The 16,367-nt window shown below is 60.5% G+C and carries 14 protein-coding genes; 6 read left to right on the forward strand and 8 right to left on the reverse strand.

Features of this window, described 5'->3' with window-relative positions:
* Window positions 1-94: 94 nt before the first annotated feature.
* Window positions 95-691, reverse strand: a complete 597-nt coding sequence (locus NQ842_RS21290) for an ATP-dependent Clp protease proteolytic subunit (protein WP_014830505.1) — start codon at window positions 689-691, stop codon at window positions 95-97.
* A gap of 63 nt (window positions 692-754) precedes the next feature.
* Window positions 755-1,525 carry a DeoR/GlpR family DNA-binding transcription regulator gene (locus NQ842_RS21295; protein ID WP_192544971.1) on the reverse strand — a complete coding sequence of 257 codons (771 nt, stop codon included), beginning with the start codon at window positions 1,523-1,525 and terminating at the stop codon, window positions 755-757.
* An 81-nt stretch (window positions 1,526-1,606) separates the two neighbouring features.
* On the opposite strand from NQ842_RS21295, the gene NQ842_RS21300 reads away from it, so the two are divergent.
* Together NQ842_RS21300 and NQ842_RS21305 are read left to right on the forward strand one after the other, a co-directional pair.
* Window positions 1,607-1,993 (forward strand): VOC family protein, encoded by a 387-nt coding sequence (locus NQ842_RS21300; RefSeq protein ID WP_232943446.1) that lies wholly within the window; start codon window positions 1,607-1,609, stop codon window positions 1,991-1,993.
* Between the two features lie 187 nt (window positions 1,994-2,180).
* Window positions 2,181-2,798, forward strand: a complete 618-nt coding sequence (locus NQ842_RS21305) for a response regulator transcription factor (RefSeq protein ID WP_257256289.1) — start codon at window positions 2,181-2,183, stop codon at window positions 2,796-2,798.
* Between the two features lie 3 nt (window positions 2,799-2,801).
* Here the strand turns inward: NQ842_RS21305 and NQ842_RS21310 are convergent, their stop codons facing one another.
* The 5 genes from NQ842_RS21310 to NQ842_RS21330 are packed head-to-tail and all read right to left on the reverse strand — an operon-like array spanning window position 2,802 to window position 10,014.
* Entirely contained in the window at window positions 2,802-8,384 is a 5,583-nt protein-coding gene (locus tag NQ842_RS21310; RefSeq protein WP_257256290.1) for an ATP-binding protein, read from the reverse strand.
* 9 nt (window positions 8,385-8,393) lie between these two features.
* Window positions 8,394-8,774: a response regulator transcription factor gene (locus NQ842_RS21315; RefSeq protein WP_014830500.1), complete on the reverse strand. Its 381-nt coding sequence runs from the start codon at window positions 8,772-8,774 to the stop codon at window positions 8,394-8,396.
* 23 nt (window positions 8,775-8,797) lie between these two features.
* Window positions 8,798-9,058, reverse strand: coding sequence for a XapX domain-containing protein (locus NQ842_RS21320; protein WP_014830499.1), 261 nt, complete (start codon window positions 9,056-9,058; stop codon window positions 8,798-8,800).
* Window positions 9,055-9,267 carry a DUF1427 family protein gene (locus tag NQ842_RS21325; RefSeq protein ID WP_063411587.1) on the reverse strand — a complete coding sequence of 71 codons (213 nt, stop codon included), beginning with the start codon at window positions 9,265-9,267 and terminating at the stop codon, window positions 9,055-9,057. The genes NQ842_RS21320 and NQ842_RS21325 overlap by 4 nt, the downstream gene beginning before the upstream one ends.
* Before the next feature lie 60 nt (window positions 9,268-9,327).
* Window positions 9,328-10,014, reverse strand: a complete 687-nt coding sequence (locus tag NQ842_RS21330) for a hydrolase (RefSeq protein ID WP_003863053.1) — start codon at window positions 10,012-10,014, stop codon at window positions 9,328-9,330.
* Between the two features lie 217 nt (window positions 10,015-10,231).
* Here NQ842_RS21330 and NQ842_RS21335 point away from each other — a divergent pair, with 217 nt between their 5' ends.
* From NQ842_RS21335 to NQ842_RS21350, 4 genes are read left to right on the forward strand one after another with little or no spacing between them, the layout of a single operon-like run.
* Window positions 10,232-12,103 (forward strand): amidohydrolase, encoded by a 1,872-nt coding sequence (locus NQ842_RS21335; RefSeq protein WP_063411588.1) that lies wholly within the window; start codon window positions 10,232-10,234, stop codon window positions 12,101-12,103.
* A complete protein-coding gene (locus NQ842_RS21340) occupies window positions 12,103-12,510 on the forward strand; it encodes a DoxX family protein (protein WP_063427384.1) in 408 nt (135 codons plus the stop codon). The genes NQ842_RS21335 and NQ842_RS21340 overlap by 1 nt, the downstream gene beginning before the upstream one ends.
* Entirely contained in the window at window positions 12,507-14,126 is a 1,620-nt protein-coding gene (locus tag NQ842_RS21345; RefSeq protein ID WP_050859709.1) for an MFS transporter, read from the forward strand. The genes NQ842_RS21340 and NQ842_RS21345 overlap by 4 nt, the downstream gene beginning before the upstream one ends.
* A gap of 30 nt (window positions 14,127-14,156) precedes the next feature.
* Window positions 14,157-14,978 carry an alpha/beta fold hydrolase gene (locus tag NQ842_RS21350; RefSeq protein ID WP_023293378.1) on the forward strand — a complete coding sequence of 274 codons (822 nt, stop codon included), beginning with the start codon at window positions 14,157-14,159 and terminating at the stop codon, window positions 14,976-14,978.
* Here NQ842_RS21350 and NQ842_RS21355 read toward each other — a convergent pair.
* Window positions 14,941-16,362 carry an MFS transporter gene (locus tag NQ842_RS21355; protein WP_257256291.1) on the reverse strand — a complete coding sequence of 474 codons (1,422 nt, stop codon included), beginning with the start codon at window positions 16,360-16,362 and terminating at the stop codon, window positions 14,941-14,943. The two genes, NQ842_RS21350 and NQ842_RS21355, sit on opposite strands and share 38 nt — an antisense overlap.
* Between the last annotated feature and the right edge of the window lie 5 nt (window positions 16,363-16,367).

A 16,367-nucleotide genomic window follows, 5' to 3' on the forward strand; every position in this document is an offset into this window, starting at 1 on the left:
AGAAGGCAGAGGGGGAACTTGTCATGGGTCAAACCAGCACGCGTAGGTCGGGTAAGGCGTAGCCGCCACCCGACACGTACACGGCGATAAAAACTTAATCCAGCTTCAGATCGTCATAATGGGTAATCAGTTTACCCACAATGCCGTAATCCAGCGCTTCTGCAGGAGACATCCAGAAGTTGCGATCGGTATCTTTTTTCACTTTTTCCAGCGGCTGGCCGGTGGCATCAGCGATCAGCTTGTTCACGCGATCCAGCATGCGGATGATCTCGCGCGCTTCAATCTCAATATCCGTCGCCTGACCGCGCACGCCGCCCAGCGGCTGGTGGATCATAAAGCGGGTGTTTGGCAGCGAGTAGCGATGTTCTTTTTTCGCCGCCAGGAAGATGGTGATCCCGGCGCTCGCCACCCAACCAGTGCCGATCACGTGCACGTCCGGGCGGATGAACTTGATGAAGTCGTGAATGGTATCACCGGCTTCCACGTGACCGCCCTGGCTGTTGATGTACAGTTTGATCGGATCGTTGCTCACGCTTTGCAGCAGGATCAGCTGGGTGATGACTTTCTCAGCCAGCGCCTGGTTGATTTCACCGGAGATAACAATCGAGCGGGATTCCAGCAGCTTTTGCTGCAGTGCGCCCTGTGTCCCTTCCGCTTTATCCTTGTCGCCGTCTTTCAGTGTGTAGTGCATTGTTATGTCCTCAGCATTTAGCGCTCAAAACCAGAGTGTAGCCTGTTTTACCCGTGAAAGTCCTCAGGCGCACACAATGCGAATGTCCTGTGCCGCAAACGCGTCGACAAGGTCCTGCGCCATCGCCTCTTCCACCACCAGCATATCGATGTTCTGGCACGTCGCCACCACAAAGCGCGCCACGCCGGGAAGTTTATCTGCCGTCAGGGCCACGATGGTCTGGTTGCTCTGGGCGATAACCGCTTTTTTGAATTCGCAGTCGGCAAAGTCAAAGCCAGTGAGCCCCATCTGCGGATCCATCGCGCAGCCGCCAATAAAGGCCTGATCGAAGATAATCCCCTGGATCTGACCAGCGGCCGTGGCGCCCACCGACCCGCCGGATGCCCGCTGGATCTGCCCGCCGGTGATGATCACCTCGCACAGGGGATGGCGCAGCAGCTCCGTTGCGATGGCCGGGGAGTTGGTCACCACCGTGACGTGGAGATCCGCCGGGAGGGCTTTCGCCAGCGCCAGGTTTGTTGTCCCCGCGTCGATAAAAATGCACCCGCCCGCCTGAACCAGCGTTGCTGCTTTATGCGCGATTGTGTGCTTTTCTGCACTTATTTTCTGCTCGCGGCTTAAAAAATTACCCGCATCCGGAAGCTGAAGCACCGCGCCGCCGTAGACCTTTTTGCAATAGCCCTCTTTGCTAAGTTCATGTAAATCACGGCGAATCGTGTGCTCGGATACGTTCATCTGGCTCGCCAGCTCGGTACAGACCACCCTTCCGCTCTTCTGAAGGATCTGGCGGATCCGCTCTTGTCGCTGTTCAGGAAAAGCTGCATAATCGAGCACTGAAAGTCCTTTAAGAATTCTAATCGAGTATCAATGCGCATAATGTTGCATAACCGCGCAACACAAACAACGAGGGTTACAATGAATATTGCACATGTCGCACTCTGGACCCGCAGCCTGGACGCGCAGGTTCAGTTCTGGGAAACGGTGTTTAATGGCCGCAGCAACGCACGCTACGTCAGTAAAAATCGTCCGGGCTTTGAATCCCATTTTATTACCCTGGACGAGGGGCCGACGATTGAGCTGATGACCATTCCGGACCTGCCCGACGCGCCTGCCCACCCGGAATTTATCGGCTGGGCGCATATCGCCCTGCACGTTGGCAGCAAAGCCACGGTGGACAGCATGGCGGAGACGGCACGGGCAAACGGCACGCTGCTCAGCGCGCCGCGCATGACGGGAGACGGATTTTATGAGGCGGTGATTGCCGACCCCGACGGTAACCGGATTGAGCTTGTTGGTGCATAAAAACAGCGCTTCGTCACTCACCACCTGGCCACATTTTGATTACACTTCATATTCATATCATTATCATATTGTTAAATGATAATGGTCGCTAATGTGTTAGTATAAATGAGCATGGCAAACCGTCTCTTTCCATCGAAAGGGACTGTTTTTACTCTCAAATTTTGCTGATCACACACCGGGGCGGTGAATGGAACACATTGTGTATGTGGTTGATGACGATGACGCCGTCAGGCACTCGGTCGCCGGGTTGCTGGAATCGGCAGGCTTACAGGCCATCGGATTTTCCTCGGCAGAAGCGTTTCTTCAGCACCGCTTCGAGGACCTGCCCTCATGCGTGATCCTCGATATGCAAATGCCCACCATCTCCGGTTTCGAGGTTGCTGATGCCCTCAGGGACAGCGGACGCGAGATCCCGATTATTTTTCTCACCGGCCACGGTACCATTCCCATGTCGGTTCGCGCCATCAAAGGCGGAGCCTACGAGTTTCTGACCAAACCGGTTGAATCCACCGCGCTTATCGACGCCATTGAATCCGCGCTCCGGCTGGCGGAAAACAACGCCGCACGCAATAAAGAGCACTATGCTCTGAAGCAGCGCCATATGTCCCTCACCCCGCGCGAACATGAAGTGCTCCAGCTGGCGATTAGCGGCATGCTGAACAAGCAGATTGCCGCCGAGCTGGGCGTCAGCGAAATCACGGTGAAAGTCCATCGCCGCCGCGTGATGGAGAAGATGCAGGTGCGCTCCGTGGCAGAGCTGGTCAGGGTCGTGGAACGCCTGAGCAAAAGTCTGCCGACGGAGTAACCGTTACCCTTCCTGTGCCGCAAGCGGCAGCGCAAAGGCAAAGACGGTGCCGTGCGGCTCCCGGCGGCGCGCGCTCAGTTTCCCGCAGTGCCGCTCAATGATGCTGGCACTGATGGTCAGCCCCATCCCCATGCCCTGCACTTTGGTGGAATAGAACGAGTCAAAAATCTTCTCCAGCCGCTCAGGCTCAATGCCGCTGCCGGTATCGGCTATCTCAACCAGCACTCTCCCTTCCGCGTTGCTGGTGGTAATGGTGATGGTGCAAGGGCGATCTTTCACCTCGGCCATCGCCTCTACTGCATTCATCACCAGGTTGAGCAATACCTGCTGGATCTGCACGCTATCGCCGGTGATAAAGCTGTCACTGGCCTTCAACAGATAATCAACGCTAATGTGTCGCTGCTCAAGCTCGCTGCGCGAGAGTGCGATGATATGGTGGATCAGGTAGTGCAGATCGATGCGTGAGAAGGTTGGATCCTGCTTACGCGTCAGAGTCTGAATGCTGCGGATGATCTCCCCCGCCCGCGCGCCTTCAGCGGCGATCTCCTCCAGCCCTTCCCGCACTTTATCCAGCCGGGCAGGCTCCCGGCTGAGCCAGCGCAGGCTCGCCCCGGCGTTGGAGACGATCGACATCAGCGGCTGGTTGATCTCATGGGCGATGGAGGAGGTCAGTTGCCCGACGGTGGTGGCCCGGGAAACGCGCGCCAGATCTGCCTGCGCCACCCGCATCGCATCCTCCGCCGCACGCTGGCTGGTGATGTCGGTGATGATGCCGTAATACTCATTCACCTCGCTGCCCACGCCCACCGGATCGCCAATGCCGAGAATATAGCGGATTGAGCCATCGGTACGGTTGATGCGGAACTCCGCCCGCATGGAGAGCCCTTCACCTACGCTTTGGGTGACAATGGCGCTGATCCGGGCGTAATCGTCCTGATGCACAAAGGTCAGAAACTCGGCCATCGAGATCATTTTTTGCTGTTCAGGCAGGCCGAGGATGCGGGCGTACTCCTCAGAGATAAACATCAGATCCTGCTCCAGCTCCCAGCGCCAGCTGCCGGTGTGGCTGATTTGCTCGCCCAGCATCAGCGAGGTCTGGCTGGATCGCAGCTCTTTCTCCACGCGGCGACGCTGGATGTTTTCCGCCAGCAGTTCGGCATAAAGACGTGCCGTCTCCAGCGAGACCGCCGCCTGCGCCCCCAGCAGGCTCACCACGCGGGAGTGCTCGGCGGTAAAGACCTCCGGCATCAGACGGTTTTCGAGGTAGAGCACGCCCACCAGCCGCGCCTGTTTGAACATTGGGACGCACATCACGGCCGCCCCCGAGGTCACAAGATAAGGATCCTGACTGAAGGGGTGGAACTCTTCCGGCTTGCCGGTGCGGATCTCCTGCCCGGTGCGGATCACCGCCGCCAGCACCGACAGCGGCATATCGGTCGCCATCGGGACCTCTTTCACGATCCGCACCCGCACGCCGTCGGTACTGGTCCACGCGCTGGCCTCGATCTCCGGAATATGGTTGTCGCTCACGCGCAGCAGCAGGCCGCGCTGCGCCCCGGCCCGTTCAAGCAGCAGCGTCATCAGGTTTTCGATCAACCGCTCAAGGTTAATTTCTTCAGACAGCGCGCGTGACGCCTTGATCACGCTTTGCAGATCGCGGATCACTTCATTCTGTGCGAAGGCCACCGTGTCGTAGGCGCTGGCCTGCGCGGAGCTCAGAAGATGCGGGAAATCCTGCTCAAGCTGGCGCACTTTTGCCTGTGCGCCGGCGCGACCCCAGGCGGCGATCGCCCCACGGAAGTGGGCGTCCGATGCCGTCGGGTAGCCGCAGGCAAGGGCAAAGCGCCCTGCCAGCTCGTGGGCCAGGGCATTCAGGGGATTAAAACCGCCCTCCCGCGAGAGGCGCACCGCTTTCTCATACTGCTCAAGCGCAATGCTGTTCATCCCGTCCAGACGCACGATTTCGGCGTAGATGAGTGCCTCTTTGTCGGCAAACGTGCCCGGATTAATCCGCGCCCAGAGGGCAATTTTGTCGTAATGGGCGTGAATACTGCGCCGGTGATCCGCCGAGAAGGTCTCCGGCGTCAGCTGTCTGGAAAGCGACAGGGCGCTGTAGAGATGGTAATCCAGCAGGTGAATATGGCCGGGCGCAGACCACGCGAACCAGCCCGCCTGCTCCAGCTCCCTCTGCGCGGCGGCATACTCCCCGCAGGTAAAGTGCGCCATCCCGCGGTACAGCCAGTACCAGAACAGCATGGTCGAGGTCTGCTCCGGGGCCTGCTCAGGCGCCGCCGGCAGCATCGCTTCAGGCAGCACCTGCACGGCGCTCCAGGTGCCGATCACCGGCGTACGCAGAAACTCAACATAGCCGCGCTGGAGCATCAAAATCGTTTCGATGTCCTGGAAGTGGGTTTTGCGGACAAAGGCCAGACCGCGATCGATGCTGGTCAGCACCCCATCCAGATGATCGCCCCGCGAGAGGAAGTTGATCACCTGGTGACAGGCCGCAAAGCAGGCCACCGTCATATCACCGTGGGTGACGGCGGCGGTAAAACAGGCCTTGGCGCACTCAATGGTGAACGACAGCGGCTGGGTCCAGACGCTGAGCTGATCGAGCGGCAGCAGGGTTTTGGCTTCAAAGGCATCGTAGCCGTGACGGTTTACCAGCTCGCGGGCCAGCGTGCCGTACTGGAACCCAAGGCGATACTCGGCGTAGCGTTGACCAATCAACACCCCAAACCAGGCCATCGCCGTGGTGGAGGCGCCGGTGATACCGTGGTCGAGAGTCAGGTGCATCATGCGGCAGAGCAGCAAAAAGTGCAGGCGCGGACAGATAAAGCTGGCGCAAATGCTGGCACTGTAGAGCAGATTCATCACCGCTTCGGTTTCCGGGTTGTCCATCTGCGAGAGCTGAACAAAAAGAGGGTGCGGCGCGTCACCCGCGCGGTTGCAGAACTGTTCCCAGGCCTCGTCGCATTCGTTGTCTTCCGGGTAGTGGCTGATCTGGATACCAAAAATCCCCAGCCAGCACAGCGCCGCCTCCAGCGCCAGACGGCTGTCGGACTTTCGGATATACACTTCCACCAGCAGGTTAGCCGCCAGCGCTTTTTCGGTCAGACCGCCGGGGCAGCCGAGGATCAAATCACACAGTTCTCGGGTACGCTCCAGGTGGCCGAGCGCAAATTCACAGCCCGCCTCTTCGATGTCGAGCATAAAGTCAGACACCGTCCCGGTATTGCCCAACGCCCTGGCGGTCTGTATGTAGCTCAGTGCCGAATGATAATCGCCCGTGCGCTTCGCCCGCCGTGCGGCCAGCAGGCTGAGTTCGCGAAACATCTGCCGCTGCGGAGCGGGCTGGATGCTGTCCAGAGCAGCCGACACGTGGTGCACGGCGCGGAACAGCAGTTCGTTCCCCGCCGCCTGGCGCGCGGCCTCGGCCAGCAGGCTGGCGGTGGTCAGGTGCAGGTGGCTTTTTTCACCCGGGTCCAGCAGCGCAAAAGCGGCTTCCTGCACCCTGTCGTGGGTAAAGGCGTACTCTTTTTCCGTCAGCACAATGAGCTGCGCCATCACCGCCGGGTGCAGCGCGTAACGGATTTCCGCCACCGACATCCCGACCACCCGGCACAGCATCTCCAGCTCGCCCGTGCCGCCAAGACAGGCGATGCTGCCCAGCAGTCGACGCGTTTCGTCGGGCATATCTTCGAGCTTTTCCAGCACCAGGGTGACGACGTTTTCGGTGTAATGCCGGGCTCGGATCGCCTGCAGATCGTACTGCCATTTATCCTGGTACTTGTTGTGGACCACCAGACCGTCATCAACAATGCGGCGGAAAAACTCATGCACGAACAGCGGGTTACCGCCGGTTTTCTCGTGGATCAGCGTGGCGAGATCGGTGGTCGTGGCGCTGCGGACGCGAAATAGCGTGCCCAGCCAGCGTGCTACCGCCTTCACCGTCAGCGACTGCGGAATAACCTCGATGGTGTTTTGCGCCGACGCCGGCAGGCTCGCGAGCTGCTGCTGTAGCGTCGGGTCGGATAACGACGCGATGTCCCGGTGCGCCACCACCACCAGCAGCGGGATGGCACCGCAGGTCACCAGCAGGTGCTTCAGCGTTTGCAGGCTGGCGGCGTCGCTCCACTGGAGATCGTCAAGCAGCAAGACCAAAGGACAGCCCTGAGAGGCAAAGGTCTTCACCAGCGCCAGTACCATATGGCTGAAGCGCGCCCGGGCATCAATGGAAAAGGTATCTGCCGAGAAGCGGGGTTTACTCTCCAGCAGCAGACCCAGCTCGGGCACCAGGCTGACGGCCAGCTCCTCATACCCCTCCAGGGCGCGTGAGAGACGGATTTTCCACTTCGCCACCTCTTCCGCGGGCAGCCCGAGCAGGTGCAGCGTCAGGGTGCGAAACGCCGAGCTTAATACACCGTAGGGTAACGTCGGGGAGAACTGATCCACTTTACCCACTGCCAGCAGCACCTTGCGCTGCTGCAGCGTTTTTAGCGCCGTCGCAATGATCGACGATTTACCGATCCCCGAGGGCCCGCCGATCGTCACCAGCTCCGGAACCATATTCTGCGCCACCCGCTCAAACGCAGCGATCACGTCGTTTGCCTGCGGATGCGCCGCAAAGAGAGAGTCCGCCAGATGGATCGCCGGCGTCCGGTCCTGCTGGCCGGGCGTAAAGGCGACGATTTCGCCCTCCGAGGTTAACGTTGCCTGACAGCGTCGTAGATCGGCAATCAGCCCGTCGACGGTCTGGTAGCGGTTATCGGGATTCTTCTCCAGCAGCTTGAGAATGATGGTTGACAGCATGCCGGGCACATCCGGACGCATCACGTCAGGAGAAAGTGGCTCAGAAGCAATGTGGTAATGCGCCCAGTTGGTCTGCTCGTCCGCGCCCAGCTCAAACGGCAGGCGTCCGGTCAAAAGCTCATAAAGCACAATGCCGAGGCTGTAGAGATCGCTGCGGCAATCGACGGCCCGCTGTGTGCGGGTAGTGTGCTCCGGCGACATATAGGCGGGCGTTCCGCCAGAGACGGCCAGCCGGGTCTGGGAAAAGGCCCCGGAGATACTGCATGAAAGGCCAAAGCTGCCCAGACGGCAGGTGGCATCGTGATGAACGAAGATATTGCCGGGTTTGATATCGCCATGAATCAGGTTTTGCAGGTGCATCTGGCGCAGCGGCGCGCAGATCTGGATCGACAGCTCGATAAACCGCGCGATCCCGGAGATCGCCCTGCCCGCGCGTCGCGCCAGCAGCTCAAACGAAAACGGCGCATAGACCAGCGCAAAACGCCCCCGGTACTGGGTGGAGGCCACGGCGCGGATGGCCCAGTTGTCCTGCAGGTGATCGCGCAACGCGAACTCATTTTTGAGCAGCCGGGTGGCCCGCTCTTCCTCTTCGTCGCTGACCGCGGTGGCAATGATAAAGGAGCCGCCAGAATGGGGATGTCGCGCATTCATCCAGGAGATCCCGCCCTCCTGCGCCAGCACGGTAAAAATCACATCCTCTTTCAGGACAAAAACCCGCCCATCATGGAGATTTCCCTGGGCGGGCCAGAATGCAGGCAGCTCGTTTTCGTTCATCCGCGATCCTTATTGTCGGCGGGCCAGCTCCCGCTGAATATGATCCAGCAGAATATCGATGTTAATGGGCTTACGCAAAAATGCAGCGGCGCCCAGGCTAAGGGCGTACCGCTGCATATTTTCATCAGCATGACCGGAGATAAAGAGCACGGGCGGTGGCGGTGCGGCCAGCAGCCGCAGCTTTTCGAACAGCTCCAGGCCACTCATGCCCCGCAGCTTGATATCGGTGATCACCAGGGCCGCATTCGGCAGCGCGAAAGGGTGGCTCAGAAACACCTCTGCCGAATCAAAGGCATGGGTCGCATACCCTTCCGACTCCAGGAGGTTACTCAGCCCGCTGCGGACAGAACGTTCGTCATCAATGATGGCAATGCGCCACGGCAGCGTCATGCGGTCTTTCCTCAAACAAATCATTAAACGTCGCGATTTTCCTTCGCAGGCGCGGGAGGCGCCGTGCCGCTGATTTTCGGCACACATTCGTGACGAAACCAGGCAAGGGTCAGCGGCTCGCGACTCATCAGCCGACGTCCCACCGGGATCAACTGTTCGCCGACCAGCATACCAAACAGGCCAAGCAGGGCGACAACCGGCGGTGCCGGAGAATGGACATCGAGCAGAGCGTAAATTACCCCAGCCACTACGCCGCACACCAGCGAAATTATCCAGGCCTTCATGACGACTCTCCTGCCGGATGGTGAACCACTACCGGAACACTGGCTACGCTGTCGCGGGCTAACAGATGGCGCGTCGCCTGCTCCCCGGCCAGCATCCCCAGCAGACCAATCAGCGCCAGCGCAGGCGGCGCGGGAGAGCGTACCTTCAGCACGGCATACATCAGGCCGATCAACACGCCTGCCGCAAGGGATATCAACCCTGTACTCATAGAGAACTCCAGAAAGCAGTCAGTGGCAGGCCGGATGAGGGACCAGCCTGCCGCCGGGACTTAGCGGGCCGGAACTGGCGCTAAGGTACGGTGCTCGCTCTTCTGGCGAGACGGCGCTTTGTGCACCATGGTGTAAGCGTAATCGACGCCCATGCCGTACGCGCCGGAGTGCTCACGCACGATGTCCATCACCGCGGTGTAGGTCTCTTTACGCGCCCAGTCACGCTGCCACTCCAGCATCACCTGCTGCCAGGTCACCGGGATCACGCCCGCCTGGATCATGCGCTGCATGGCGAAGTCGTGGGCTTCTTTTGAGGTACCACCGGAGGCGTCCGCCACCATATAGATCTCGTAATCGCCTTCCAGCATCGCGCACAGGGCAAAGCTGTTGTTGCACACTTCGGTCCACAGACCGGCAACCACCACCTTCTTCTTGCCGTTGGCTTTCAGCGCGTCACGCACTTTCTGGTCATCCCAGGAGTTCATGGAGGTACGCTCCAGGATGTCCTGGCCCGGGAACACGTCCAGCAGCTCCGGGTAGGTGTTACCGGAGAAGCTTTCGGTCTCTACGGTGGTGATGATGGTCGGGATGTTGAACACTTTGGCCGCTTTCGCCAGCGCCACGGTGTTGTTTTTCAGCACCTGGCGGTCAATAGACTGCACGCCAAACGCCATCTGTGGCTGGTGGTCGATGAAAATAATCTGACAGTTCGCAGGGGTTAAAACTTCGAGCTTTGAAGTGGTCATAGCATTTTCCAGTGGTTAAGGGTGAAATCGCCGTGAGTGCCACGACGATAAAGTCACCCTCATCCTGCGGTTTTCCGTCCCTGTGCGTAATTATCTCTTCGTATAGTTAACCTTAGGTATAGTTATACTTTGGTATACCTATCCTATTGTATAACTGGATCTTTGCCGAAACCGGTTCCCATAATCCTGACCATTCCCCTCTCAGTCAGGAGCAGTTATGGTTACCCTTGGAAAAGCCGATCTCATTCTGGTTAATGGCCAGTTTCACACCGTCGATCGCGAGAATCCTGTCGCCGAAGCCGTCGCCGTGCGCGACGGTAAATTCCTGGAAGTGGGTACCGTCGCCGAGGTGATGCAACACCACTGCGACGGCACCAAAGTGGTCGATTTAAAAGGCCACACCGCCATCCCCGGCCTGAACGACTCCCACCTGCACCTCATTCGCGGCGGGCTGAACTACAACCTCGAGCTGCGCTGGGAAGGTGTCCCTTCGCTGGCCGATGCCCTGCGGATGCTGAAAGAGCAGGCCCTGCGCACGCCGTCGCCCCAGTGGGTGCGCGTGGTGGGCGGCTGGACCGAGTTTCAGTTTGCCGAGCGCCGCATGCCAACTCTGGATGAGATCAACGACGCCGCGCCGGACACCCCGGTCTTCATCCTGCACCTGTACGACCGCGCCCTGCTCAACCGCGCGGCGCTGAAGGTGGTGGGTTATACCAAAGACACGCCGAACCCGCCGGGCGGTGAGATCCAGCGCGACGCCAACGGCAACCCGACCGGGATGCTGATTGCCCGTCCTAACGCCATGATCCTCTACGCCACGCTGGCCAAAGGGCCGAAGCTGCCGCTGGAGCAGCAGGTCAACTCCACCCGCCAGTTCATGCGCGAGCTGAACCGCCTGGGGCTGACCAGCGCCATCGACGCGGGCGGCGGCTTCCAGAACTACCCGGAAGATTACGAGGTGATTGCCGAGCTGCACGAGAAAAAGCAGATGACCGTCCGCATCGCCTACAACCTCTTTACCCAGCGTCCGGGCCACGAGCTGGAAGACTTTGAGAAATGGACCGACATGCTCACGCCGGGCCAGGGCAGCGATTTCTTCCGCCACAACGGCGCGGGCGAGATGCTGGTCTTCTCCGCTGCCGACTTCGAAGATTTCCTCGAACCGCGCCCTGACCTCGCGCCGGGCATGGAGGATGAGCTGGAGCGCGTGGTGCGCCATCTGGTAGAGCACCGCTGGCCGTTCCGCCTGCACGCCACCTACAACGAGTCCATCAGCCGCATGCTGGATGTGTTCGAAAAAGTGAACCGCGACATTCCGTTCAACGGTCTGCACTGGTTCTTCGACCATGCGGAAACCGTCACCCAGGCCAACATCGACCGCATCAAAGCGCTCGGCGGCGGCATTGCCGTGCAGCACCGCATGGCCTTCCAGGGCGAATACTTTGCCGAGCGTTACGGCATTGAAGCCACCCGCCATACGCCACCGGTGGCAAAAATGCTCGAGACCGGCGTACCGGTGGGCTTAGGCACCGATGCCACCCGCGTGGCGAGCTACAACCCGTGGACCGCCCTCTACTGGCTGGTCTCCGGCCGTACCGTCGGCGGGATGCAGATGTACGACCACAGCGCCCGACTGGATCGCGATACCGCCCTGATGCTCTGGACCCAGGGCAGCGCGTGGTTCTCCAGCGAGCAGAACCAGAAGGGGCAGATCAAGGTCGGCCAGCTCGCTGATCTGGCCGTGCTGAGCAAAGACTACTTCCGCGTGCCGGAAGAGGAGATCAAGGGCATCGAGTCCGTTCTCACCGTGGTCAACGGCGATATCGTCTACGCCGCAGGTACCTTTGGCCCGCTGGCCCCGCCAGCCATTCCGGTTCTGCCCGAGTGGTCACCGGTGGTAAAAGTCCCTGGCCACTACCGCAGCGCACCGCCACAGGCCACCCGCGTAGGTATGAATGCCGTCCACCACTGCAGCGGCCCGTGCGGGGTTCACAGCCACCAGCATGACTTTGCGCGCACGTCAGAGATGCCGGTGTCCGACGATAACGCTTTCTGGGGGGCGCTGGGCTGCAGCTGCTTTGCATTCTGATGAAAAATACCATTGCTCCGCCCCGGGTCGACCTGGGGCTGTTCTTCCTGCGCCTCACCGGCAGCCTGCTGCTGCTCTACGTGCATGGCCTGCCGAAGGTGTTGCACTTCAGCGAAGAGCTGACGCGCATCGAAGATCCGTTTGGCCTGGGGCCGTATATGAGCCTGATCCCGGCGATCGTCGCGGAGGTGATCTGCCCGCTGTTTATCATTGTGGGCGTTTACACCCGCCTGGCCTGCCTGCCGATCATCGCCGTGCTGCTGGTGGCGATGCTGGCGGTGCATCCGGACTGGTCGATTGCCGAAGGGCAGTTTGGCTGGTTGCTACTGATCATCTTCACCACCCTTGCCCTGACCGGGCCTGGCCAGTGGCGGCTGCAGCGTAACGCCACGGAGAAATTCGCATGACTCAGGTTAACGACGTTCGCGACGCACACGTTGAGCCGACATCCGCGCAGACGGTCTCGCCCTGGCAGCCGCTGAGCCAGCCGGTGTTCCGCATGCTGTGGATCGCCACGGTGGTCTCTAACGTCGGCTCATGGATGAGCGACGTCGGCATCAACTGGAGCATGCTGAGCCTGAGCGCCGATCCGCTGGATATCGCGCTGGTACAGGCGGCCAGCAGCCTGCCGATGTTCCTCTTCGCCCTGCCCTCAGGGGTGATGGCGGACATCGTCGACCGACGTAAATACCTGCTCTTCTCCCAGCTGTGGGTATTTATCGCCGCCGCCGGGCTGGCGGTGCTCTCCTTCACCGGCCACGTCACGCCTGCGGTTCTGCTGGTAACAACGTTTCTGCTGAGCGTGGGTGCCGCCATGAGCTCGCCGCCGTTTCAGGCGGTGGTGCCCGACCTGGTGAGCAAGCCGGAGCTGGGTGCCGCCGTGGCGCTCAACTCGCTCGGGGTGAACATCAGCCGGGCCATCGGCCCCGCACTGGGCGGTTTTCTGCTGTCGCTGGCCGGGCCGTGGATGGTGTTTGCCCTGAACGCGCTCTCCGTGGTCGGCGTGGCGTGGGTGCTGTGGCGCTGGCGTCCCGCACCGACAGTGCAGCGTCTGCCGCCGGAGCACTTCTTCTCGGCGGTGCGCTCTGGCATTCGCTACGTGCACGCCGCGCCGGTGCTGCGCAACGTGCTGGTGCGCACGGTGGCCTTCTTCGTTTTCGGCAGCGCGGGCTGGGCCCTGCTGCCGCTGGTGGCGCGCCGCGAGCTGGGCTTAGGCCCGGCGGGCTACGGCGTGATGCTGGCGTGCATTGGCCTGGGGGCGATTGCCGGGGCGATCCTGTTGCCACGTCTGCGCCAGCGGCTGAATGCCGATCGGCTGATGGTGGCTGCCAGCCTGACGTTTGCTCTTACCATGCTGGCGCTGGCGTTCGTGCGCCACTTCTGGCTGCTGAACCTGTTTGAGTTTTTCACCGGCTTCGCGTGGATTGCGGTGCTCTCCACCCTCAACCTCGGCGCGCAGCGCAGTGCCGCACGCTGGGTGAAGGCCCGCGCGCTGGCGGTTTATCTGACGGTGTTCTTCGGCTCGATGACCGCAGGCAGCGCCCTCTGGGGGCAGATCGCGTCGCAGTTTGGTACCCCGACCTCGCTGGTGGTCGCCACGCTGGGGATGGTGCTGGCGAGCACCACGGTGTTCCGCTGGAAGCTGGAGAAAGATCCGGATTTAAATCTCGACCTCAGCGGCCAGCCGCTGGACGGCGTGGAGATCGACCTGCCGAACGAGCGCGGCCCGGTGCTGGTGTCGCACGAGTACATCGTCGAGCCGCACAACGCGAAAGCGTTTTTGCAGGCGGTGCACGAGCTGCGCCGGGTGCGCCGTCGCGCCGGGGCGATGAGCTGGGCGGTATACGAAGATATTGAGCGCCCCGGTCTGTTTATCGAGACCTTCCTGATGGGCTCGTGGATTGAGCATCTGCGCCAGCAGGAGCGCCACACCATGAATGACCTCCTGCTGCAGAGCCGCGTTCTGGCTTTTCATCAGGGCACAACATCACCGGCTATTCGTTATCTGGTCGCGCCGGTTTAAACATAACAATCACCTGTAGAGGAAGACACTATGGCAACGTTTAAGGCAAAAGACGGCACGCAGATTTACTACAAAGACTGCGGCGCGGGTAAACCGGTTCTGTTCAGCCACGGCTGGCCGCTGGATGGCGACATGTGGGACAGCCAGCTGAACTACCTGGCCGAGCGCGGCTTCCGCGCCATCGCCTTTGACCGTCGCGGCTTTGGCCGCTCGGATCAGCCGTGGAACGGCTACGACTACGACACCTTTGCGTCCGACATCAACGACCTGATTACCACCCTGGACCTTCAGGACGTCACGCTGGTGGGCTTCTCCATGGGCGGCGGCGACGTGACCCGTTACATCAACAACTACGGCAGCGCACGCGTCGCCGGTCTGGCGCTGCTGGGCGCGGTCACGCCAATCTTCGGTAAATCCGACTCCTTCCCGCAGGGTGTGGATCAGAGCGTGTTCGATGGCATTCGCGACGGGCTGCGTAAAGATCGCGCCCAGTTCATCAGCGACTTCGCCACGCCGTTCTACGGCATCAATGCCGGGCAGACCGTCTCTGCCGGTGCCCTGACCCAGACGCTGAACATCGCCCTGCTGGCGTCGCTGAAGGGCACCATCGACTGCGTGACCGCGTTCGGCGAAACCGACTTCCGCCCGGATATGGCGAAAATCGACGTGCCGACGCTGGTGATCCACGGCAGCAATGACCAGATCGTGCCGTTTGAAAGCACCGGCAAGCTGGCGGCAGAGATGATCAAAAACGCCACGCTGAAGGTGTACGACAACGCCCCGCACGGCTTCGCGCTGACCCACCAGGACCAGCTCAACGAAGATCTGCTGGCGTTTGTGAAGTCGTTGTAATTTTTTCCAGGCCGGGTAAGGCGCAGCCGCCACCCGGCGCTTTCACAGACGCGTTCCGCTCCGCCAGCAGCCGACAAATCTCCGCATGCTTCTCCTCGGTAAAGGTAAAGCGCGACATAAAGCCCATGCGGATCAGCGAGCCTATCGCCGGCAGCAGGCAAATCCCGAAGAACAGCCCCGACAGCACGCCTGCACTCTGGATTTGCGCCTGCGGCACGTAGCCGATCATCGTCAGGAACACGCCGATGAGCCCGCCGCCCACCGCCACCGACATCTTGCCGGTAAAGGTCTGCCCGGAGAAGGTGATCGCCGCGCAGCGCTTGTGGGTGTGGTACTCCGCGTACTCGATGGTGTCGGCAATCATCGACGAGGTGAGGATGTTGGTCATCATCACGAACAGCGTGCTCAGGCCGAGCAGAATAAACAGCATCGTCACCTGCTGATAGCCGATGAACCACATCACCACGCGCACCGCCACGTCCAGCCCGCAGAGGATCATAAACAGCTTCCGCTTCTGCATCCGGCGCGTCAGCATCGGGGCGACCAGGCACAGCACCGCCGCCACAATCCCCATCACGCCAATCGCCATCTGCAGGCTGCCGTCGCCCAGGTTGTTGATAAAGAAGTAGATATACAGCCCGCCCGCCACGTTGTGGAACACGCAGAAAAAGAACGACAGCAGGACGATAAACAGCGGCTTGTTCTGGCGCAGGTTATGGAATGTGTCGCGGATGGTCACCTTTTCCGGGCTCGGCGGCACGCGCTCTTTGATCTGCATAAAGCCGTTAAGCATCAGCGGCAGTCCCACCAGCATCATCACCAGCGCCGCCATAAAGTAGCCTTTATCATTGCTGTACTGGGCGAAGAACGCCGCCAGCTTCGGGAAGAAGATGTTGGCGCAGGCAATGCCCGCGTTCACCCCGAGCATCGCCGCCGTGACCGCGCGGGTGCGCTGGGCGGAGTCGTTGGTCATCACCGACGACATCGACCAGAACGGGATATCGGAGATGGCGTACAGCGTCCCCCACAGGATATACGTCACCCCGGCGTAAAGGATTTTGGTGGTCATGTCCGCTTCGATTTTATAGAACGACAGCAGCGTGACCCCGGTGATCAGCAAAGGGGCGATCAGCAAAAAGTGGCGAAACTTGCCGAACCGGCTGTTAATGGTGTCCATGATGCTGGCAAACAGCGGATCGTGAACCGCGTCCCACGCGCGGGCAATCAGGAAGATGGTACTGGCCGCCAGCGCCGAGATCCCCAGCACGTCGGTGTAAAAATAGTTAATAAACGAGCCCACTAAACCAAAGCTAAAACACTGACCTAATCCATAACCAAAATAAGACCACAACTCGCGAGACGGTATTTTCATTGTCGTTGCCATTGTTA

Origin of the sequence: Enterobacter cloacae complex sp. R_G8 (assembly GCF_024599795.1) — a bacterium.
GTDB lineage: Bacteria > Pseudomonadota > Gammaproteobacteria > Enterobacterales > Enterobacteriaceae > Enterobacter > Enterobacter dissolvens.